Here is a 19,269-nt window from a genome sequence, read left to right as displayed (position 1 = left end):
GCGCGTTCTCCATTACAGGCACGCCTCGGCTATGTGCCTGCCGATATCGTCGAGCCCGTAGACGGCGTCGGCCAGGTTGGCCTTCACGATGGCCATGGGCATGCCGTAGATCACGCAGCTGGCTTCATCCTGCGCCCAGACCTGGCTGCCGCCCTGCTTGAGCAGGCGAGCGCCTTCCCGGCCATCGGCGCCCATGCCGGTGAGCACCACCGCCAGGACCTTGTCGTTATAGGCCTTGGCCGCCGAGCCGAAGGTGATGTCGACGCAGGGCTTGTAGTTCAGCCGCTCGTCACCCGGGAGGATGCGCACGGTGCCACGGCCGTCGACCATCATCTGCTTGCCGCCCGGTGCCAGCAGGGCCAGGCCGGGGCGCAGCACATCGCCGTCCTCGGCTTCCTTGACGGAAATCCGGCAGAGCTTGTCGAGGCGCTCGGCGAAGGCCTTGGTGAAGGCTGCCGGCATGTGCTGGATCAGGACGATGGGCGCCGGAAAGTTGCCGGGCAGCTGGGTCAGCACCCGCTGCAGGGCCACCGGGCCGCCGGTCGAGGTGCCGATGGCCACCAGCTTGTAAGACTTGCGTTTGGGAGCCGGGCTGGACGAGCCCCCCGAGCTGGAAGCCGGCGCAGGTGCGGCACCGGCGCTGGGGCGCGACGGGGCCGGCGTGGGCGCAGCGGGGCTGGGCGCCGACGCCGGGGCTGCCGGCGCTGGGCTGTAGCTGCTGTAGCGACGGTTGCTGCGGGCGATGCTGTGCACCTTCTCGCAGAGCAGTTGCTTGACCTTGTCGGGGTTGCGCGAGATGTCCTCGAAGTTCTTCGGCAGGAAATCCACCGCACCCGCGTCGAGGGCGTCCAGGGTCACCCGGGCGCCTTCGTGGGTCAGGGAAGAAAACATCAGCACGGGGGTCGGGCAGCGCTGCATGATGTGCCGCACCGCGGTGATGCCGTCCATCATCGGCATCTCGTAGTCCATGGTGATCACGTCCGGCTTGAGCGCCAGCGCCTGATCGATGGCTTCGCGACCGTTGGTGGCGGTGCCGATCACCTGGATATTGGGGTCGGCGGACAGAATCTCCGAGACACGACGACGGAAGAAACCGGAGTCATCAACCACCAGAACCTTGACTGCCATAAACACTCCTAACAGGCGGCCCGCCAGGGCCGCCTAAACGATCAACCGCGGCGCGCGTAGCGCTTGAGCATGCTCGGCACGTCGAGAATCAGGGCGATGCGTCCATCGCCGGTGATGGTGGCGCCGGACATGCCGGGAGTGCCCTGGAGCATCTTGCCCAGGGGCTTGATCACCACCTCTTCCTGGCCGACCAGCTGGTCCACCACGAAGCCGATGCGCTGGGTGCCCACGGAGAGGATCACCACATGGCCTTCGCCCTGTTCCTCGTGGGCCGCGTTACGCACCAGCCAGCGCTTGAGGTAGAACAGCGGCAGCGCCTTGTCGCGCACGATCACCACTTCCTGGCCGTCCACCACGTTGGTGCGCGACAGGTCGAGGTGGAAGATCTCGTTGACGTTGACCAGCGGGAAGGCGAAGGCCTGGTTGCCCAGCATCACCATCAGGGTCGGCATGATCGCCAGGGTCAGCGGCACCTTGATGACGATCTTCGAGCCCTGCCCCTTCTGCGAGAACACGTTGACCGTGCCGTTGAGCTGGGAAATCTTGGTCTTCACCACGTCCATGCCGACACCGCGGCCGGAGACGTCGGAAATCTCGGTCTTGGTCGAGAAGCCCGGGGCGAAGATCAGGTTGTAGCACTCGAGATCGGTCAGGCGGTCGGCGGCGTCCTTGTCCAGCAGCCCCTTCTCCACCGCCTTGGCGCGGAGGATATTGGCGTCCATCCCCTTGCCGTCGTCGGTGATCATCAGAAGGATGTGGTCGCCTTCCTGTTCGGCGGAGAGCACCACGCGGCCGGTGCGCGGCTTGCCGGCGGCCTCGCGCTCCTCGGGCGTCTCGACGCCGTGGTCGACGGCGTTGCGCACAAGGTGGACCAGCGGGTCGGCCAGGGCCTCGACCAGGTTCTTGTCGAGGTCGGTCTCTTCACCCACCAGCTCGAGGTTGATCTCTTTCTTCAGGTTGCGCGCCAGGTCGCGGACCAGGCGCGGGAAGCGGCCGAAGACCTTCTTGATCGGCTGCATGCGGGTCTTCATGACCGCGGTCTGCAGGTCGGCGGTGACCACGTCGAGGTTGGACACGGCCTTGGCCATGGACTCGTCACCGCTGTTGAGGCCCAGGCGCACAAGGCGGTTACGCACCAATACCAGCTCGCCGACCATGTTCATGATCTCGTCCAGGCGCGCGGTGTCGACGCGTACCGTGGTCTCGGCCTCGCTGGCGGCGGACGCGGCCTTGTCGCCACCCGCGGCAGGCGCGGGAGCGGCCGCAGGCTTGGCAGCGGGCTTGGACGGCTCAGCCGCCTTGGGAGCAGCAGCCGGTTTCGCGGCGGCAGGCTTGGCGGCCGGAGCGGCAGCGGGCTTGGCCGGAGCAGCCGGTTTGGCAGGGGCTGCCTCCGCGGCGTCGGCAACGAACTTGCCCTTGCCGTGGAGCTGATCGAGCAGCGCTTCGAATTCGTCGTCAGTGATGTTTTCGCCGGCGCCGGCAGTAGGTGCCGCAGGAGCCTTGTCGGCCGGAGCGGCAACCGCAGGGGCCTCGACCTCAGCGGCGGCCACGAACTTGCCTTTGCCATGCAACTGGTCGAGCAGCGCTTCGAACTCGTCGTCGCTGATCTCGTCACCGCCACCGGCAGGTGCCGCAGGCGCGGGCGCCGGGGCGGCGGCCTTGGCAGGCGCAGCAGGGGCCTGCTCGGCCACGAACTTGCCCTTGCCGTGCAGTTGGTCGAGCAGCGCTTCGAACTCGTCGTCGCTGATTTCGTCAGCCCCGGCAGCGGCCGATGAGGCCGCGCTGACGCTCGACTCGGCGGCGGGCTCATCGAGCACGTTGAGCAGCTGTTCGAACTCGCTGTCGGTGATATCACCGGACGCGGCTTCGGCTTCAGCAACGGGCTCAGGCTCGGGCTCGTACTCCGGTTCGGCAGCCGCCTCGTCACCACCCGGCTCGGCCAGGCGTGCCAGGGCAGCCAGCAGCTCCGGCGTGGCCGGCGTCGGCTCGGCGCGCTCGCGTACCTGGCTGAACATCTCGTTGACCGTGTCCAGCGCTTGCAGGACCACGTCCATGAGCTCCGCCGTCACACGGCGTTCGCCCTTGCGCAAGATGTCGAAGACGTTCTCGGCGATGTGGCAGCACTCCACCAGCGCATTCAGCTGGAGGAAGCCGGCACCACCCTTGACCGTGTGGAAGCCGCGGAAAATGGCATTGAGCAGATCCATATCGTCCGGACGGCTCTCGAGCTCGACCAGCTGTTCGGACAATTGCTCCAATATTTCGCCGGCCTCAACCAGGAAGTCCTGGAGGATTTCTTCATCGGCGTCGAAGCTCATTCGGTTGCTCCCTAGAATCCAAGGCTGGATAACAGATCATCGACATCGACCTGACCGGACACGACATCATCACGCTTATCGGCATTGATCTGCGGACCTTCACCCCTGGAAGGCTCTTTTTGTTTTTCTTTTTCAGCCACGATCTCCGCACGGTCGTGGTGGATACCAGCGAAGCGATCGACATCGCTGGCCATCAGTACCAATTTCACCAGGTTGCTCTCGACCTCGGTGACCAGTTGGGTGACGCGCTTGATCACCTGGCCGGTGAGATCCTGATAGTCCTGGGCAAGGAGGATGTCGTTCATCCTCGACGAAAGCTGTTCGGTATCGCGTTGACTGCGAGCAAGGAAAGTCTCGATGCGCTTGGCCAGGTCGCGGAAGGCATCCGCGCCAATTTCCCGACGCATGAAGCGCCCCCACTCCTCTCCCAGGCTCTGGGCTTCATCGCCTAGGCCATTGAGCAGCGGTGCGCTCTCCTCCACCAGGTCCATGGTCCGGTTCGCGGCCTTCTCGGTCATCTTCACCACGTAGGAAAGACGATCAGTGGCGTCGGCGATCTGCGAAACCTCTGTGGCATGGGGCAGGTGCGGGTCGATCTGGAAGTTGACGATCGCGGTGTGCAGCTCGCGCGTCAGCTTGCCGACTTCCTGGTACAGCCCGCGATCACGGACTTTGTTGAGTTCATGGATGAGTTGCACGGCATCGCCGAAATTGCCTTTTTCAAGGGTATCGACCAGCTCGCGCGCATGGTTTTTCAGGGTCGACTCAAGGTCTCCCGGTTGGGAATCTTTTTGGTCCATGGCGTCCTCGCGACTGGCATCAGCCGTTGACCCGTTCGAAGATCTTCTCGATCTTCTCTTTGAGCACCTGGGCGGTGAAAGGCTTGACCACATAGCCGTTCACACCGGCCTGGGCCGCTTCGATGATCTGGTCACGCTTGGCCTCGGCCGTCACCATCAGCACCGGCAGGTGCTTGAGGCGCTCGTCGGCACGCACGGCGCGCAACAGATCGATCCCGGTCATGCCCGGCATGTTCCAGTCGGTGACCAGGAAATCGAAGTTGCCACTGTGCAGCATGGGTAGAGCGGTGGTGCCATCATCGGCCTCTGCGGTATTGGTGAAACCCAAGTCACGCAGGAGGTTCTTGATGATGCGTCTCATCGTCGAGAAATCGTCCACGATGAGGATTTTCATGTTCTTGTCCAAATCGACCTCCGTACAGTCCTAAACGCCCCCGTAGAACGGGGGCGTCGATCAATCGAAAAACCGGCGTGCCAATCAGTGCGCGCGCCATTCACCCAGCCGTGACCGCAAGCGTGCGGCACATTGGCTGTGCAACTGGCTGACCCGCGATTCACTGACCCCCAGCACTTCGCCGATTTCCTTCAAATTCAGCTCTTCGTCGTAATACAGCGCCAGTACCAAGCGCTCTCGTTCCGGCAGATTGGCGATGGCGTCAGCCAGCGCCGCCTGGAAGCGCTCGTCTTCCAGATCATTCGAAGGTTCGAGATGGGTGACTCCGGTGTCTTCGTGCGTCGCGCCATGTTCACCGTCCTGCAACAGGTCGTCGAAGCTGAACAGGCGGCTGCCCAAAGTGTCGCTCAGGATGCCGTAGTAATCTTCGAGACTCAATCCAAGTTCGGCCGCAACTTCCTGATCTTTAGCGTCTCGCCCGGTTCTTGCCTCAATTTTCCGGATGGCATCGCTCACCATCCGGGTGTTGCGATGGACCGAGCGTGGTGCCCAATCCCCTTTTCTCACTTCATCGAGCATGGCACCGCGGATGCGTATGCCTGCATAGGTCTCGAAACTTGCGCCCTTGCTGGAATCGTATTTCTTCGAGGCTTCGAGCAGGCCGATCATGCCGGCCTGCATCAGGTCCTCCACCTGCACGTTGGCCGGCAAGCGGCCCAGCAGGTGGTAGGCGATGCGTTTGACCAGCGGCGCGTAGCGCTCGATCAGCTGGTGCTGGGAATCCCTAGCCTGTGCCTTGTTGTACATACGAAGTCCACTAGCGGGTGTCATATGGCCGAATCCGCGATCGGTTGCTGCACCAGGCGCTCCACGAAGAACTCCAGATGACCGCGTGGGTTGGCCGGCAGGGGCCAGCTGTCCACTTTCTGGGCTATCGCCTTGAACGCCAGGGCGCACTTCGAGCGCGGGAAGGCTTCGTAAACCGCGCGCTGCTTCTGCACGGCCTTGCGTACGGATTCGTCATAGGGCACCGCGCCGACATATTGCAAGGCCACATCCAGGAAGCGATCAGTCACTTTGGTCAGCTTAGCAAAGAGGTTGCGACCCTCCTGTGGACTATGTGCCATGTTGGCCAATACGCGGAAACGGCTCATGCCGTAGTCGCGGTTGAGGAGCTTGATCAAAGCATAGGCGTCGGTGATGGAAGTGGGTTCGTCACAGACGACTACGATCACTTCCTGCGCCGCGCGCACGAAGCTGACCACCGCGTCGCCGATGCCGGCGGCGGTGTCGATCACCAGAACGTCGAGGTTGTCGCTGATCTCGCTGAAAGCCTGGATCAGGCCGGCGTGCTGCATGGGCGAGAGCTGCACCATGCTTTGGGTGCCCGAGGCGGCCGGCACGATACGAACGCCACCCGGGCCCTGCAGCAGCACGTCACGCAGGTCGCACTCGCCGGCGATCACGTCGGCCAGGGTGCGCTTGGCGGTGAGGCCGAGCAGTACGTCGACGTTGGCCAGGCCAAGGTCGGCGTCCAGCAGCATGACCCGGCGACCGAGATCGGCGAGGGCCAGCGAGAGGTTCACCGACACGTTGGTCTTGCCGACGCCACCTTTGCCGCCGGTTACGGCAATCACCTGTACGGGATGCAAACTACCCATTTATTACACCTTGTCTCACGTCGACTGGGCCACTTGGCGGGCTCGTGCCACTCATCCGGAGTGGCTGGGGTTCTATCCGACTCGGCGGGCCGGGTTCTGGTACAGCCCGGCGAACAGGTCGGCCATGGCTTCTTCGCTGGGGTCCTCCGGCGTCTGCAGGCTCACTGCACGGCTCACCAGCTGGTGGCTGCGGGGGATCTGCAGGTCATCCGGAATCCGAGGCCCGTCAGCAAGATAGGCTACCGGGAGATGCTGGCCGATAGCCAGTCCTAAAACCTCTCCCAGGCTCGCCGCTTCGTCGAGCTTGGTCAGGATGCAGCCAGAAAGACCGCAACGCTTATAACTATGGTAGGCCGCCTTTAGCACTTGGCTCTGACTCGTTGCAGCCAGCACCAGATAGTTCCTGGCTTTGACACCACGGCTGGCCAAGGTCTCCAACTGCATTTTAAGCGCAGGATCGGTCGCCGGCAGGCCTGCGGTGTCAATCAGCACCACACGTTTGCGCGCCAGCGGGGCCAACGCCTGGGTCAGGGATTGGCCGGGATCGACATGGGTCACCGACACGTTGAGGATGCGGCCGAGAGTCTTCAACTGCTCCTGGGCGCCGATCCGGTAGCTGTCCATGCTCACCAGGGCGATCTGCTGGGCGCCGTATTTCAGTACGTAGCGCGCAGCCAGCTTGGCCAGGGTGGTGGTCTTGCCCATGCCGGCCGGGCCGACCAGGGCGATCACACCGCCCTCTTCCAGCGGCTCCTGCTGCGGTGTGCGGATGGCGTGGGCCAGGTGGGCCAGGACCATGCGCCAGGCCTGGCGCGGGTCCTTGACGGAGGCGACACGCTCCATCAGGGCACGGGATAGTTCGGCGGACAGGCCCATGCGCTGCAGGCGACGCCAGAGGCCGGCCTGCTGCGGACGGCGGCTCTGCATCTGGCCCCAGGCGATGGAGCCCAGCTGGACTTCGATCAGTTCACGCAGGCCGTTGAGTTCGAAACGCATGGCATCCAGGCTGCGCTGGTCGGCGGCGGCCGGTGCTGCGGCCTTCGGCTGGGCAGCGGGTGCCGCCAGCGGCGAGGCACTTGCACGCTCGGTGCGTTGCGGACGCATGGCGGCGGCGAGGCTTTCCGCAGACACGTCCGAACGGTCGGCAACCAGCTGGCGGTTCTTGCCGGCGTCGGCCTGGCCACCGCGGTTGCTCAGCTCGGCATGGGCCTCGGCGATGCGGGTCTGGGTACGGCGCAGCTCGGCTTCGAGGGCCGGGTTGGGCTTGCTCGGGGCGGGAGCCGGCATGGGATAGTCGAGCGCGGCGGTGATCTCCACCCCACCGGCGACCCGACGAGTGCCGATGATGGAGGCATCCGCGCCCAGTTCGTCCCGCACCAGTTTCATGGCCTGGCGCATATCCGCAGCGAAGAAGCGTTTGACCTGCATGGCCTGTGACCTCGGTTAGTTCTGCCCCACAGTCGAGACTATGGTGACCTGCTTGTTGTCCGGTATTTCCTGGTAGGCCAGTACGTGCATGGTTGGCACGGCGAGCCTTGCGAAGCGCGACAGCATCGCCCGGATCGGCCCGGCTACCAGCAGGATGGCCTGCTTGCCGAGCATTTCCTGGCGCTGCGCCGCTTCCACCAGGGAACGTTGCAGCTTCTCGGCCATGCCAGGCTCCAGGAGGATGCCATCCTCGGAGCCTTGTCCGGCCTTCTGCATGCTACTGAGCAATATCTGTTCCAACCTGGGCTCCAGGGTGATCACAGGCAGCTCCGGCTCTAGTCCCACAATGCTTTGCACGATTGCGCGGCTCAGCGCCACGCGAACAGCTGCCACCATAGCGGCGGGATCTTGACTCTTGGGTGCGACGTTGGCGATGGCCTCGGCGATGGTGCGGATGTCGCGCACCGGTACCTGCTCCTGCAGCAGCGCCTGCAGCACCTTGAGCAGGGTCGACAGCGAAACCAGGCCCGGAACCAGCTCTTCCGCCAGCTTGGGCGAGCTCTTGGCCAGCAATTGCATGAGCTGCTGCACTTCTTCGTGCCCCAGCAGCTCGTGGGCGTGCTTGTGCAGGATCTGATTGAGGTGGGTGGCGACCACGGTGCTGGCGTCCACCACCGTGTAGCCGAGGGACTGCGCCTGGTCACGCTGGCTGCCGTCGATCCACACGGCCTCCAGGCCGAACGCCGGATCCTTGGCGGCGATGCCGTTGAGGGTGCCGAACACCTGGCCGGGGTTGATCGCCAGCTCGCGGTCCGGGTAGACCTCCGCCTCGGCCACGCTGACACCCATCAGGGTCAGGCGATAGGCGTTGGGCAGCAGGTCGAGGTTGTCGCGGATGTGCACCGACGGCATGAGGAAGCCCATCTCCTGGGACAGCTTCTTGCGTACGCCCTTGATGCGGGTGAGCAGCTGGCCACCCTGGTTGCGGTCCACCAGGGGAATCAGGCGGTAGCCGACTTCCAGGCCGACCATGTCCACCGGGGTGACGTCGTCCCAGCCCAGCTCCTTGGTTTCCGGGGCACGCTGGGCCGGCAGCAGTTCCTGCTGGCGCTGCGCTTCCTGCACAGCCACTTCCTTCTCCTTCTGGCCCTTGCGCCAGATCCACCAGGCGCCGCCAGCGGCGATCAGGCCGAGGCCGAGGAAGGACACGTGGGGCATGCCCGGGACCAGGCCCATGGCGATGAGGATGGCGGCGGAGACGGCCAGCGCCTTGGGCGAGGCGAACATCTGGCGGTTGACCTGCTGGCCCATGTCCTCGGAGCTGGAAACACGGGTCACCATGATCGCAGCGGCGGTGGACAGCAGCAGCGAAGGGATCTGCGCCACCAGGCCGTCACCGATGGTCAGCAGGGAGTAGATGCGCCCGGCGTCGCCGAAGGTCAGGCCGTGCTGGATGATGCCGATGGCCATGCCACCGATCAGGTTGATGAAGAGGATCAGCAGGCCGGCGATGGCGTCACCGCGGACGAACTTGCTGGCACCGTCCATGGAGCCGTAGAAGTCGGCTTCCTGGGAGACTTCCGCGCGGCGCTTTTTGGCTTCGACCTGGTCGATGATGCCGGCGTTGAGGTCGGCGTCGATCGCCATCTGCTTACCGGGCATGGCGTCGAGGGTGAAACGTGCACTCACCTCGGAGATACGGCCGGCACCCTTGGTGACCACCACGAAGTTGATGATCATCAAGATGGCGAAGATCACCGCACCGACCACGTAGTTGCCGCCGATGACCACTTCACCGAAGGCCTGGATCACCTTGCCCGCGGCGTCGTGGCCGTCCTGGCCGTGGAGCAGTACCACGCGACTGGAGGCCACGTTCAGCGCCAGGCGCAGCAGGGTCGAGACCAGCAGGATGGTGGGGAAGACCGCGAAGTCCAGCGGGCGCAGGGCGTAGACGCTGACCAGCAGAACCACGATGGAGAGCGCGATATTGAAGGTGAAGAACACGTCCAGAAGGAACGGCGGCACCGGCAACGTCATCATGCCCAGCATGATCAGCACCAGCAGCGGCACCCCCAGGTTGCCCCGGGACAGGCTGGCGACATTGCCGCGCACGTTGCCGATCAGTTGCGAACGATCCAAATCTCTACCCTCAAGCAGTGGCGAAACACAGCCCTCGCCCATTCAATCTTTTGACGCGCGAATGCGCGCAGCAGAGCTTGTGCAAGAAGCTCACCAACTTCCCGGAGGTGGCGGTGCAGAGGGGGGCGCGGCGACCTTTGCCTACAGGCAGGGGCAGCGCAGGGTCAGTCGTCGCGACGCAGGTCAGCGGGGATCGGCGGCTCCGTCAAGGGCGCAGGGCGCTTGCCCTTGCCCGCGCGGAATTGCTTGAGCTGGTAGACGTAGGCCAGTACCTGGGCCACCGCCAGGTACAGGCCGGCGGGGATTTCCTGGTCCAGCTCGGTGGAGTAGAACACCGCCCGCGCCAGGGCCGGGGATTCCAGCACGGTGATCTTGTTCTCCTGGGCGATCTCGCGGATCTTCAGCGCGGTGAAGTCGTTGCCCTTGGCCAGCAGCAGCGGCGCGGTGCCCTTGGCCGGGTCGTACTTCAGGGCCACGGCGAAGTGGGTCGGGTTGGTGATCACCACGTCGGCCTCGGGCACGGCGGACATCATGCGGCGCTCGGCCATCTCCCGCTGCATGCGACGGATACGCGACTTGACCTCGGGCTTGCCCTCGCTGTCCTTGTACTCGTCGCGCACTTCCTGCTTGGTCATCATCAGCTTCTGCTTGTTGTCCCAGAGCTGATACGGCACGTCGATGGCGGCGATGAGGATCAGCCCGCAAGCCAGCCAGAGCGCGCTCCAGCCCACCACCTGGACGCTGTGCAGGATGGCCTGTTCCAGGGGCTCGTGGGCGATGGCCAGGAGGTCGTCGGCATCCGAAGACAGCACCATCAGCGCCACCATCAGGATCAGCCCGAACTTGCCCAGCGCCTTGAGCAGCTCCACCACCGCGTGCATGGAGAACATGCGCTTGATGCCGGACAGCGGGCTCATGCGGCTGAATTTCGGCGCCAGGGCCTCGAAGGAGAACAGCCAGCCCCCCAGGGAGATGGGCGCCACAAGCGAGACGATGAGCAGCGTCACCAGCAACGGGGTAACGGCCGAGAGCGCCATCTGCCCCGACTGCAACAGCCACAGCGCCATGCTGCGCTCGTCCATCAGCGCTTCGCGCGACAGGGTGAAGTTGGCCTGCATCATGCGCATCATCATGTCCGCCAGGCCGCCGCCGGAGGCCAGCACGCCCCCTGCCCCACCCAGGGTGATGGCCAGGGTATTGAGCTCCTTGGAACGGGCGATCTGCCCCTTCTCGCGCGCCTCCTGCTGGCGTTTCGCGGTGGGTTCTTCGCTTTTGTCCGCCCCGCTCTCACTTTCTGCCATGGCGCACCTCGGCAGAAGGCCCGGCTAACCGACCGGGACGGGTAATGGGCGGCATGCAGCCGCAGCGGGAGGTCATCAGCGCGCCCTCGCCAGCTCGCGCAGGAGCTGCAAGGCGTCGGTGGCGAGAAGCTGGTACTGGGAGAGGATGTCGGCCATGCCGATCCAGATGATCACCAGGCCCAGGGCCACCGTCAGCGGGAAGCCGATGGAGAAGATGTTCAGTTGCGGCGCGGCGCGGGTCATCACGCCGAAGGCGATGTTGACCACCAGCAGCGCAGTGATCGCCGGCAGCGCCAGCAGCAGGCCGGCGCCGAGCACCCAGCCCAGCTTGGTGGCCAGGGTCCAGTAATGCTCGGCCATCAGCCCCCCGCCCACCGGCAAGGTGACGAAGCTCTCGGCGAGCACCTCGAACACCACCAGGTGGCCGTTCATGGCCAGGAACAGCAAGGTCACCAGCATGGTGAAGAACTGCCCGATCACCGGCACCGAGACGCCGTTGGTGGGGTCGACCATGGAGGCGAAGCCCAGGCCCATCTGCACCGCGAGTATCTGCCCGGCGACGACGAAGGCATGGAAGAACAGCTGCAGGGCGAAGCCCATCACCGCCCCCACCAGTATCTGCTCGGCGATCAGCAGGAAGGCCTGCAGGGTGACGGCGTCCACCGGGGGCATGGGCGGCAGCGAAGGGGCGATCACCGCGGTGATGCCGAGGGCCAGGTACAGCCGCACCCGGGTCGGTACCAGCTGGGTGCCGATCAGCGGCATGGTCATCAGCAGCGAGGCGATGCGGAACAGCGGCAACAGGTAGCTGCCGACCATGCCGCCGATCTGCGCTGTGGTCAGCTCCAGCATGTCAGCCGATCAACATGGGGATGTTGTGGTAGAGGTTGGTCATGTACTCCATCAGCTCGCGGGTCAGCCAGGGCCCGGCCCACATCAGCGAGATGAGCATCACCAACAGGCGCGGCAGGAAGCTCAGGGTCTGTTCGTTGATCTGCGTGGCGGCCTGGAACATGGCGACGATCAGGCCCACCACCAGGCTGGGCACCACGAGGATGCCGACGATGACGCAGGTCAGCCACAGCGCTTCACGGAACAGGTCGACGGCGACTTCGGGTGTCATGGCTAAACCCCTCCAAAGCTTCCGGCCAGGGTGCCGATGATCAGCGCCCAGCCATCCACCAGCACGAACAGCATGATCTTGAACGGCAACGAGATGATCAGCGGCGACAGCATCATCATGCCCATCGCCATCAGCACGCTCGCCACCACCAGGTCGATGATCAGGAACGGGATGAAGATCATGAAGCCGATCTGGAACGCGGTCTTCAGCTCCGAGGTGATGAAGGCCGGGATCAGGATGGTCAGCGGCGCGGCGTCGGGCGACTGGATGTCGGTGCGCTTGGACAGGCGCACGAACAGCTCCAGGTCACTGGAGCGGGTCTGCGCCAGCATGAAGTTCTTCACCGGCACCTCGGCGCGCTTGATCGCCTCCTGGGCCGGCAACTGCTCGTTGAGGTAGGGCTGCAGGGCGTCGCGGTTCACCTGGTCGAACACCGGCCCCATGATGAACATCGTCAGGAACAGCGCCATGCCGGTGAGGATCTGGTTCGACGGCGTCTGCTGCAGGCCCAGCGCCTGGCGCAGGATGGAGAAGACGATGATGATCCGCGTGAAGCTGGTCATCAGCATGACGAACGCCGGGATGAAGCTCAGCGCCGTCATGATCAGCAGGATCTGCAGGCTGACCGAGTACTCCTGCTGGCCTTCGGCGTTGGTCGACAGGGTGATGGCGGAGATCGACAACGGGTCGTCGGCGCCCAGCGCCAGGGGTGCCGCGAATGCCAGCAGCAGGGCGATCAGGATGCGCCAGTAACCCATCAGCTCTTGTCCTTGTCCTTGCCCAGCAGCTCCATCAGGCGCTGGGCGAATTCGGGGGTGGCAGGCTCGGCGTCGGGCATGTGCACCGGTTCCTTGAGCACATGCAACGGGGTGATGCGCCCTGGCGTGAGACCCAGGAGGATCTGCTCGCCGCCCACCTGCACCAGTACCAGCCGATCACGCGGGCCCAGCGCCTGGCTGGAGATCAGCTTGATCACCTGGCCGCCGCGGGGACCCATCTGCTGGACACGGCGCAGCAGCCAGGCAAGCACGAAGATGACGCCGACCACCAGCAACAGGCCGATGGTCAGTTGCCCGAGCTGCGCGGCGACGCCGCCCCCGGCATTGACCACCGGAGCAGCGGCCACAGCGGGCGCGGCAACGGCGGCCGGGGTGGCGGAGGCGTTTGCCGCCGGCTCTGCGGCAAACGCCGTCAGGGGCAGGCAGAACAGCGCGAGCAGGAGTCGTCCCATGGCGTCAGCGCAGTTTCTTGATGCGTTCGCTGGGGCTGATCACGTCGGTCAGGCGGATGCCGAACTTCTCGTTGACCACCACCACCTCGCCATGGGCGATGAGCGTGCCGTTGACCAGCACATCCAGCGGCTCGCCGGCCAGGCGGTCCAGCTCGATTACCGAGCCCTGGTTGAGCTGCAGCAGGTTGCGGATGGTGATGTCGGTGTTGCCAACTTCCATGGAGATGGACACCGGGATGTCGAGGATGACATCGAGGTTGGGGCCATCCAGGCTCACCGGTGCGTTGGAGCGCGGCATGCTGCCGAACTCTTCCATCGGTGCCCGGGGGTTGGCCGGTGCCGCCGCTCCGCCGCCCTGGTTCATCAGTGCGTCGATGTCGTCCTGGCTGGCCTCGTCGCCCGCCTCGGCCAGGGCCGCCGCCCATTCATCGGCGAGCGCCTGTTCCTCGGGGGTGGTGCTTTCTTCGTCTGCCATCGGTTGACCTCGGCTGGCTCAAATAGGGTATGGGTCGACCGTCAGCGCTGACGGTCGATCGGATCGAGAATCTGCAGGGCCAGGTTGCCCTTGTGGGCGCCCAGCTTGGCCTTGAAGGCCGGCACGCCGTTGGCGCGCATGATCATGTGCTCGGGCATTTCCACCGGAATCACGTCGCCCGGCTGCATGTGCAGGATGTCACGCAGGCGCAGCTGGCGGCGGACCACGGTGGCGCCGACCGGCACGCTGACGTCGAGGATGTCCTCGCGCAGGGCCTTGATCCAGCGCTCGTCCTGGTCGTCGACATCGGACTGGAAGCCGGCGTCTAGCATCTCGCGGATGGGCTCGATCATCGAATAGGGCATGGTGATGTGCAGGTCGCCGCCACCGCCATCGAGTTCGATGTGGAAGGTGGAGACGACGATCACTTCACTGGGGCTGACGATGTTGGCCAGCGCCGGGTTCACCTCGGAGTTGATGTACTCGAAGTTCACGTCCATCACCGCGTGCCAGGCTTCCTTCAGGTCGACGAAGGCCTGGTCCAGCACCATGCGCACCACGCGCAGTTCGGTGGGGGTGAATTCGCGGCCCTCGATCTTGGCGTGACGGCCGTCACCGCCGAAGAAGTTGTCCACCAGCTTGAACACCAGCTTGGCGTCGAGGATGAACAGGCCGGTGCCGCGCAGCGGCTTCATCTTCACCAGGTTGAGGCTGGTGGGGACGTACAGCGAGTGCACGTACTCGCCGAACTTCATCACCTGCACGCCCCCTACCGCCACATCGGCGGAACGGCGCAGCAGGTTGAACATGCTGATGCGGGTATAGCGGGCGAAACGCTCGTTGATCATCTCCAGGGTCGGCATGCGTCCACGGACGATGCGATCCTGGCTGGTCAGGTCGTAGCTTTTGACGCTCCCGGGTTCCGCCTCGTTCTCGGTCTCGACCAGGCCATCGTCCACGCCATGGAGCAGCGCGTCGATCTCGTCCTGGGAAAGCAGGTCTTGGACTGCCATGGGTCTCCCCTGCTACTGCAATACGAAATTGGTGAACAGCACTTGCTCGACCGCCACCTTGCCGGTTTGCGCCTTGGCCACTTCCTGGATGGTGGCGGTGGCCTGCTGGCGCAGCATCTCCTTGCCCACCGGGGTGACCAGGGTGTCGAAGGTCTGGCTGGAGAAGAGCATCACCAGCTTGTTGCGCACCACCGGCATGTGCTCCTTGAGCGCATCCATCTCGGCCTTGTCGCGGCCCATCAGGGCCACGGTGACCTGCATGTAGCGCTGGTGGCCGTTCTGGTTGAAGTTGACCACGAAGGCCGGAGCCAGGGGCTCGTACAAGGCGATCTGCTTGACCGGAGCAACGTGCTCGGCGGCGGCCTCGTCCTTCTTGTCATCCTTCTTGGCGTCGCCACCGCGGCCCAGCAGGAACCAGGTCGCGCCGACCGAGGCGCCCACGACCACCAGCAGCACCACGGTCAGCAGGATGATCAGTTTGAGCTTGCTCTTGCCGGCGGGCTTTTCATCGCCGCCCGCATCCGCCTTCGCTTCTTTCTTCGCCATGCCAAAATTCCGTCGCTGATCGGGTTAATGCCCGCATTCAATGGGTTGAGAGCAAGTGTTATGCCAGCTTCTCACCAAACGCCGCAGCGGATATACCAGTGTCCTTGGCGGCTGTCACCCACGAAAAAAGGCGCCCGGTGGCTTTTTATCGAGCCACCGGGCGCCTTCAGTCTAGAACATGACGATTGCGGGGATGCGGATCAGGCGTAGTAGTCCACCAGGCCGCGCCCGCCAGTTGCCGTGGGGCTGCGTATCTCGCTGATGCCGACGGCGATCTCCTCGTCGCCGCCACCGCCCAGGTGCGAGCCGCCGCCATTGCCTCGGCCGCTGCCGCCCTCATTGCTCTGCTGGCCCTGCCAGCCACGGTTCAGGGACTGGTCGGAGACGTTCACATCCAGCTGGTTCATGCCCTGCTGGGAGAACATGTCGCGCAGGCGGTGCATCTGCCCTTCCAGCGCCTCGCGCACCCCGGCGTTGGGGCTGGCGAAGGTCACCTGGGTCTGGTCCTGGCCCATGTTGATGCGCACTTCCAGGCGCCCCAGGTCTTGCGGGTCGAGCTGGATCTCGGCCGACTTGAGGTTCTGGCTGGACAGCCACATGACCCGATCGACCACCGCTTCGCTCCAGCCGCCCTGGTTCATCGCCACCGGCTGGCCGGGAACCAGGGCCGGCGTGCGCTGGGCCAGGGCCGACTGCTGGCTGATGGTCTGGCCGATGGCATTCAGGCGGCTATCAAGGACTTCGCTGCGGATTTCCGACTTGCTCTCGCCCAGGCCCTGGGTGAGCTGCTCGGAGAGTTCCGCCACTGGAAGTTCGACATCCACCGGGACTTCTTCCGGTTCCGCCGTCTTGTCGCCGAAGGCGGCCAGGGCGCTGGCGAAGTTCTGCCCGGCATTGGCCGAATTCTGCGTGGTGACGGTGGTGGTGGTCGCCACCTGCACCTGGTCGCCCTCACCCTCGGTTTGCAGGCCGATCTGCATGCCGGCGAAGCCTTGCAGCGGATCTGCCTGGGCATCGACCTCCAGCGTGGCGGTGCCCTGGGTAGCAGGCGCGACACTGGGCAAGCCGGTCGGCAAGGTGACTTCCGGCGCAGGCGGCTCGACCACCGGCGGCGCGATCTGGCCGCTCATGGCCATCAGCAGCAACGGATCGATGACCGGGTCTTCGGGCTGGGTGCCGTCGCTGGCGGCCACACTGTCGTCAGGGGTATCGCCACCACTGCCGCTGCCCTTCCCGCTGTCGCGGTCGGCCGGCAAGCCGTTGCCGCTATCGGCAACCGTCGACGGCTTGCCGGTGTTGTCATTGGCCGGCCTGTCCGCCGAGTCGTCCGCCTTGCGGGTGTCATCGGGCTTGTCACGGGCAGGCTTGGCCGCCGGCTCGTTTCGTTCTACAGGCTTGGCCTGCTGCTCCTTCGCATACACCTGGGCAAAGCTGGGAGCCGCGTTCTTGACGGGTTCCGGTGTCTTGACCTGGGTTTTTGCCGCCTGCACTTTCGTCTTCACGCCAGGGTTCGCCTGCAGAAGAATATCGGGGGCAACGGGCATGGGCACTCTCCGCTGAGGGGTTGGTTCGTGCCAGGGGGATTGCAAGGGGCGGGCCAAGTTTCGGCCGCGAAGGAAATCAGCGCATCAGAAGCTGTGACGCTGGCGCTCGGAGCGGAACAGGATGCGCACGATGGCGAACTCCCGCTCGATGCGTTCGACCAGGTCCGGCGCGTCTTCCAGGCGCTCGCGTCGGGCGCTTTCCTCCAACTGCTTGCACAGGGTCGCCAGCAAGGGCGCGCCCATGTTGCTGCAGCTGCCCTTGAAGCTGTGCGCGGCGAGGCGCAATGCCTGGGCGTCCTGCTGGTCGCAGGCCTGGTGGAGCAGGCGTACACGCTCCTCCGAGTCGACCAGGAAGGTGTCCAGCAACACCGGGTACTCGTCTTCCATGACTTCCTGCAAAGCGGCCAGTACGCCATTGTCGATATGCAGATCGGACAACCGGATCACTCCTTGAACAACACGATGGGAATCAGGATGGGCGTGGCCAGACGAACTCCACGCGGATGCCCCTGCCATCCTCCGGCAAGTCGCAGCGCGCGGCAAGTTGTCTGACCAGCGTCAGGCCACGTCCGCTCAGGCTCGACGTATCGATATCCCGCTCCAGCACCGCCCGGGCATCGAAGCCCTTGCCGCTGTCCTCGACCCGCACCAGCAGGCGCCCGCCCTCCTCGCCCACCGGCAACAGCTCGAGGTGGATGCGCACATGGCCGTGCTCGAGCCCGGCCAGGCGCGTGGCGCGCTCGCGGTAGTACTCGGCAAAGCCACGGGCATCGCGCTTGAGCGCGGAGTCCAGGCCCAGCACACCGTGCTCCAGGGCGTTGGAGTAAAGCTCGGCGAGTACGGTGTAGAGCGCCCCGCCCTGGTCGCGCAGGCCCTGCACCTCCAGCAACAGCTGCAGGAGGAAGGGCAAGGGATTGAAGCGCTTGAGGGTCTGGGCGCGGAATTCGAAGCTGGCCGACCAGTCCAGCGGGCTCAGCTGGCCGCTGTCGGTGAACGCCAGCTGCGGGCGCTGTTCGAGGTCCTCGACCAGGGTCACCTCGATCATGCTGACGTCGTCCTGGGCTTCGCCCCGGAAGGCGGCCAGGGTGCGCTGGATCTCGTCGAACAACTGCTCCGGCGCGGTATTGCTGGCGAAGACACGCCGCAGGCGCTCGTCACCGAACAGCTCGCCGGCCTCGTTGCAGGTTTCCAGCACGCCATCGGACCAGAGGAACACGCGGTCGCCGACATCAATCGGGTAGACCTCGTACTTGTCATCGAACTGGGCCGGCTCCAGCACCCCGAGCGGCAGGTGCCGCGATACCAGCGGCACCACCGGGCCGCCATCGGCGCGGCACAAGTAGCCGTCGGGCAAGCCGCCGTTCCACACCTCCAGCACACGCCGCTGGAAGCTGAGGTTGAGCAGGGTCGCGCAACAGAACACGCCCACCGGCAGGATGCGCTTCAGCTTGGCATTCATCTCGCGGAGGATGTCGGCCATGGCGTAGCCCTTGGCGGTCATCCCGTAGAAGACTTCGGCCAGGGGCATGGCCCCGATGGCCGCCGGCAGGCCGTGGCCGGTGAAGTCGCCCAGCAGCACATGCATGCCACCGGAAGGTTTGTAGGCGGCCAGCAGCAGGTCGCCGTTGAACAGCGCATAGGGCGACTGCAGGTAGCGGATATTGGAGGCATTGAGGCAGCCGGAGTGGGCCACCTTGTCGAACACCGCCTTGGCCACGCGCTGCTCGGTGAGCAGGTGCTCGTTGTGCTTGGCGATCAGGTCGCGCTGGTGCAGGACGGTCTCCTGCAGGCGGCGCAGGCGGTCCATGGCCTTGATCTTGGCTTCGAGGATGACGCGGTTATAGGGCTTGGCGAGGAAGTCGTCGCCGCCGGCCTCCAGGCAGCGCACCAGCGCTTCGTTCTCGGTGAGCGAGGTGAGGAAGATGATCGGCACCAGCTCCTCGCCCGCCAGCTGCTTGATCCGCCGTGCCGCCTCGAAGCCATCCATGACCGGCATCAGCGCGTCCATGAGCACCATGTCGGGCTGCTCCTGCTGGAACAGCGCGACGGCTTCCAGGCCATTGGCGGCCGTCAGGGCACGGTGGCCCTGGCGGTTGACGATGGTGGAAAGCAGCATGCGGTCGGCCGCGTTGTCCTCGGCGATGAGGATGGACAGGCGGGCCGACATG

General features: G+C 65.0%; 19 protein-coding genes. All 19 read right to left on the bottom strand.

What is annotated here, in order from left to right; all coding sequences use genetic code 11:
* Window positions 1-12: 12 nt before the first annotated feature.
* On the bottom strand, window positions 13-1,128 hold the full coding sequence (locus PSm6_RS21150) for a protein-glutamate methylesterase/protein-glutamine glutaminase (protein WP_043244984.1): 1,116 nt from the start codon (window positions 1,126-1,128) through the stop codon (window positions 13-15).
* A 41-nt stretch (window positions 1,129-1,169) separates the two neighbouring features.
* On the bottom strand, window positions 1,170-3,446 hold the full coding sequence (locus tag PSm6_RS21145) for a chemotaxis protein CheA (protein ID WP_043244982.1): 2,277 nt from the start codon (window positions 3,444-3,446) through the stop codon (window positions 1,170-1,172).
* Between the two features lie 11 nt (window positions 3,447-3,457).
* Window positions 3,458-4,246, bottom strand: a complete 789-nt coding sequence (locus tag PSm6_RS21140) for a protein phosphatase CheZ (protein ID WP_021220574.1) — start codon at window positions 4,244-4,246, stop codon at window positions 3,458-3,460.
* A gap of 19 nt (window positions 4,247-4,265) precedes the next feature.
* A complete protein-coding gene (locus tag PSm6_RS21135; protein WP_003083073.1) occupies window positions 4,266-4,640 on the bottom strand; it encodes a chemotaxis response regulator CheY in 375 nt (124 codons plus the stop codon).
* An 84-nt stretch (window positions 4,641-4,724) separates the two neighbouring features.
* Window positions 4,725-5,471, bottom strand: a complete 747-nt coding sequence (gene fliA / locus PSm6_RS21130; RefSeq protein ID WP_031288164.1) for an RNA polymerase sigma factor FliA — start codon at window positions 5,469-5,471, stop codon at window positions 4,725-4,727.
* Window positions 5,468-6,301 (bottom strand): flagellar synthesis regulator FleN, encoded by an 834-nt coding sequence (gene fleN, locus PSm6_RS21125; protein ID WP_021220576.1) that lies wholly within the window; start codon window positions 6,299-6,301, stop codon window positions 5,468-5,470. Before fleN ends, fliA begins: the two co-directional genes overlap by 4 nt.
* A gap of 72 nt (window positions 6,302-6,373) precedes the next feature.
* The gene (gene flhF / locus PSm6_RS21120; RefSeq protein ID WP_021220577.1) at window positions 6,374-7,729 is read right to left on the bottom strand and encodes a flagellar biosynthesis GTPase FlhF; all 1,356 of its coding nucleotides are present in this window, start codon (window positions 7,727-7,729) and stop codon (window positions 6,374-6,376) included.
* 15 nt (window positions 7,730-7,744) lie between these two features.
* Window positions 7,745-9,868: a flagellar biosynthesis protein FlhA gene (gene flhA, locus PSm6_RS21115; RefSeq protein WP_021220578.1), complete on the bottom strand. Its 2,124-nt coding sequence runs from the start codon at window positions 9,866-9,868 to the stop codon at window positions 7,745-7,747.
* Window positions 9,869-10,032: 164 nt separating this feature from the next.
* Window positions 10,033-11,169, bottom strand: a complete 1,137-nt coding sequence (gene flhB / locus PSm6_RS21110; RefSeq protein ID WP_021220579.1) for a flagellar biosynthesis protein FlhB — start codon at window positions 11,167-11,169, stop codon at window positions 10,033-10,035.
* Window positions 11,170-11,244: 75 nt separating this feature from the next.
* The gene (gene fliR, locus PSm6_RS21105) at window positions 11,245-12,021 is read right to left on the bottom strand and encodes a flagellar biosynthetic protein FliR (protein WP_021220580.1); all 777 of its coding nucleotides are present in this window, start codon (window positions 12,019-12,021) and stop codon (window positions 11,245-11,247) included.
* A gap of 1 nt (window position 12,022) precedes the next feature.
* Window positions 12,023-12,292 carry a flagellar biosynthesis protein FliQ gene (fliQ, locus tag PSm6_RS21100; RefSeq protein ID WP_021220581.1) on the bottom strand — a complete coding sequence of 90 codons (270 nt, stop codon included), beginning with the start codon at window positions 12,290-12,292 and terminating at the stop codon, window positions 12,023-12,025.
* Window positions 12,293-12,294: 2 nt separating this feature from the next.
* The gene (gene fliP, locus PSm6_RS21095) at window positions 12,295-13,050 is read right to left on the bottom strand and encodes a flagellar type III secretion system pore protein FliP (RefSeq protein ID WP_021220582.1); all 756 of its coding nucleotides are present in this window, start codon (window positions 13,048-13,050) and stop codon (window positions 12,295-12,297) included.
* Window positions 13,050-13,523, bottom strand: coding sequence for a flagellar biosynthetic protein FliO (fliO, locus tag PSm6_RS21090; RefSeq protein WP_265168133.1), 474 nt, complete (start codon window positions 13,521-13,523; stop codon window positions 13,050-13,052). The genes fliP and fliO overlap by 1 nt, the downstream gene beginning before the upstream one ends.
* 4 nt (window positions 13,524-13,527) lie before the next feature.
* Window positions 13,528-13,998 (bottom strand): flagellar motor switch protein FliN, encoded by a 471-nt coding sequence (gene fliN / locus PSm6_RS21085; RefSeq protein WP_021220584.1) that lies wholly within the window; start codon window positions 13,996-13,998, stop codon window positions 13,528-13,530.
* Window positions 13,999-14,039: 41 nt separating this feature from the next.
* Window positions 14,040-15,011, bottom strand: coding sequence for a flagellar motor switch protein FliM (fliM, locus tag PSm6_RS21080; RefSeq protein WP_021220585.1), 972 nt, complete (start codon window positions 15,009-15,011; stop codon window positions 14,040-14,042).
* A 12-nt stretch (window positions 15,012-15,023) separates the two neighbouring features.
* A complete protein-coding gene (gene fliL, locus PSm6_RS21075) occupies window positions 15,024-15,557 on the bottom strand; it encodes a flagellar basal body-associated protein FliL (RefSeq protein ID WP_043244977.1) in 534 nt (177 codons plus the stop codon).
* 200 nt (window positions 15,558-15,757) lie between these two features.
* Window positions 15,758-17,101, bottom strand: coding sequence for a flagellar hook-length control protein FliK (locus PSm6_RS21070; RefSeq protein ID WP_265168132.1), 1,344 nt, complete (start codon window positions 17,099-17,101; stop codon window positions 15,758-15,760).
* A gap of 84 nt (window positions 17,102-17,185) precedes the next feature.
* Window positions 17,186-17,539, bottom strand: coding sequence for an Hpt domain-containing protein (locus PSm6_RS21065; RefSeq protein WP_021220588.1), 354 nt, complete (start codon window positions 17,537-17,539; stop codon window positions 17,186-17,188).
* 31 nt (window positions 17,540-17,570) lie between these two features.
* Window positions 17,571-19,268, bottom strand: a complete 1,698-nt coding sequence (locus tag PSm6_RS21060; protein WP_021220589.1) for an ATP-binding SpoIIE family protein phosphatase — start codon at window positions 19,266-19,268, stop codon at window positions 17,571-17,573.
* Between the last annotated feature and the right edge of the window lies 1 nt (window position 19,269).

This window comes from Pseudomonas solani, from assembly GCF_026072635.1.
Lineage (GTDB): Bacteria > Pseudomonadota > Gammaproteobacteria > Pseudomonadales > Pseudomonadaceae > Metapseudomonas > Metapseudomonas solani.
This window is presented reverse-complemented; position numbering and strand designations above follow the sequence as displayed.

Excerpts from the sequence above, each read along its gene's own strand:
- PSm6_RS21060 (WP_021220589.1), bottom strand. The coding sequence starts at position 19,268 with ATGTCGGCCCGCCTGTCCATCCTCATCGCCGAGGACAACGCGGCCGAC.
- fliM (WP_021220585.1), bottom strand. The coding sequence starts at position 15,011 with ATGGCAGTCCAAGACCTGCTTTCCCAGGACGAGATCGACGCGCTGCTC.
- PSm6_RS21135 (WP_003083073.1), bottom strand. The coding sequence starts at position 4,640 with ATGAAAATCCTCATCGTGGACGATTTCTCGACGATGAGACGCATCATC.
- fliO (WP_265168133.1), bottom strand. The coding sequence starts at position 13,523 with ATGGGACGACTCCTGCTCGCGCTGTTCTGCCTGCCCCTGACGGCGTTT.
- fliP (WP_021220582.1), bottom strand. The coding sequence starts at position 13,050 with ATGGGTTACTGGCGCATCCTGATCGCCCTGCTGCTGGCATTCGCGGCA.
- flhF (WP_021220577.1), bottom strand. The coding sequence starts at position 7,729 with ATGCAGGTCAAACGCTTCTTCGCTGCGGATATGCGCCAGGCCATGAAA.
- flhB (WP_021220579.1), bottom strand. The coding sequence starts at position 11,169 with ATGGCAGAAAGTGAGAGCGGGGCGGACAAAAGCGAAGAACCCACCGCG.
- PSm6_RS21070 (WP_265168132.1), bottom strand. The coding sequence starts at position 17,101 with ATGCCCGTTGCCCCCGATATTCTTCTGCAGGCGAACCCTGGCGTGAAG.
- PSm6_RS21140 (WP_021220574.1), bottom strand. The coding sequence starts at position 4,246 with ATGGACCAAAAAGATTCCCAACCGGGAGACCTTGAGTCGACCCTGAAA.
- fliL (WP_043244977.1), bottom strand. The coding sequence starts at position 15,557 with ATGGCGAAGAAAGAAGCGAAGGCGGATGCGGGCGGCGATGAAAAGCCC.
- fliN (WP_021220584.1), bottom strand. The coding sequence starts at position 13,998 with ATGGCAGACGAAGAAAGCACCACCCCCGAGGAACAGGCGCTCGCCGAT.
- PSm6_RS21145 (WP_043244982.1), bottom strand. The coding sequence starts at position 3,446 with ATGAGCTTCGACGCCGATGAAGAAATCCTCCAGGACTTCCTGGTTGAG.
- fliQ (WP_021220581.1), bottom strand. The coding sequence starts at position 12,292 with ATGACACCCGAAGTCGCCGTCGACCTGTTCCGTGAAGCGCTGTGGCTG.
- fliA (WP_031288164.1), bottom strand. The coding sequence starts at position 5,471 with ATGACACCCGCTAGTGGACTTCGTATGTACAACAAGGCACAGGCTAGG.
- fliR (WP_021220580.1), bottom strand. The coding sequence starts at position 12,021 with ATGCTGGAGCTGACCACAGCGCAGATCGGCGGCATGGTCGGCAGCTAC.
- fleN (WP_021220576.1), bottom strand. The coding sequence starts at position 6,301 with ATGGGTAGTTTGCATCCCGTACAGGTGATTGCCGTAACCGGCGGCAAA.
- PSm6_RS21150 (WP_043244984.1), bottom strand. The coding sequence starts at position 1,128 with ATGGCAGTCAAGGTTCTGGTGGTTGATGACTCCGGTTTCTTCCGTCGT.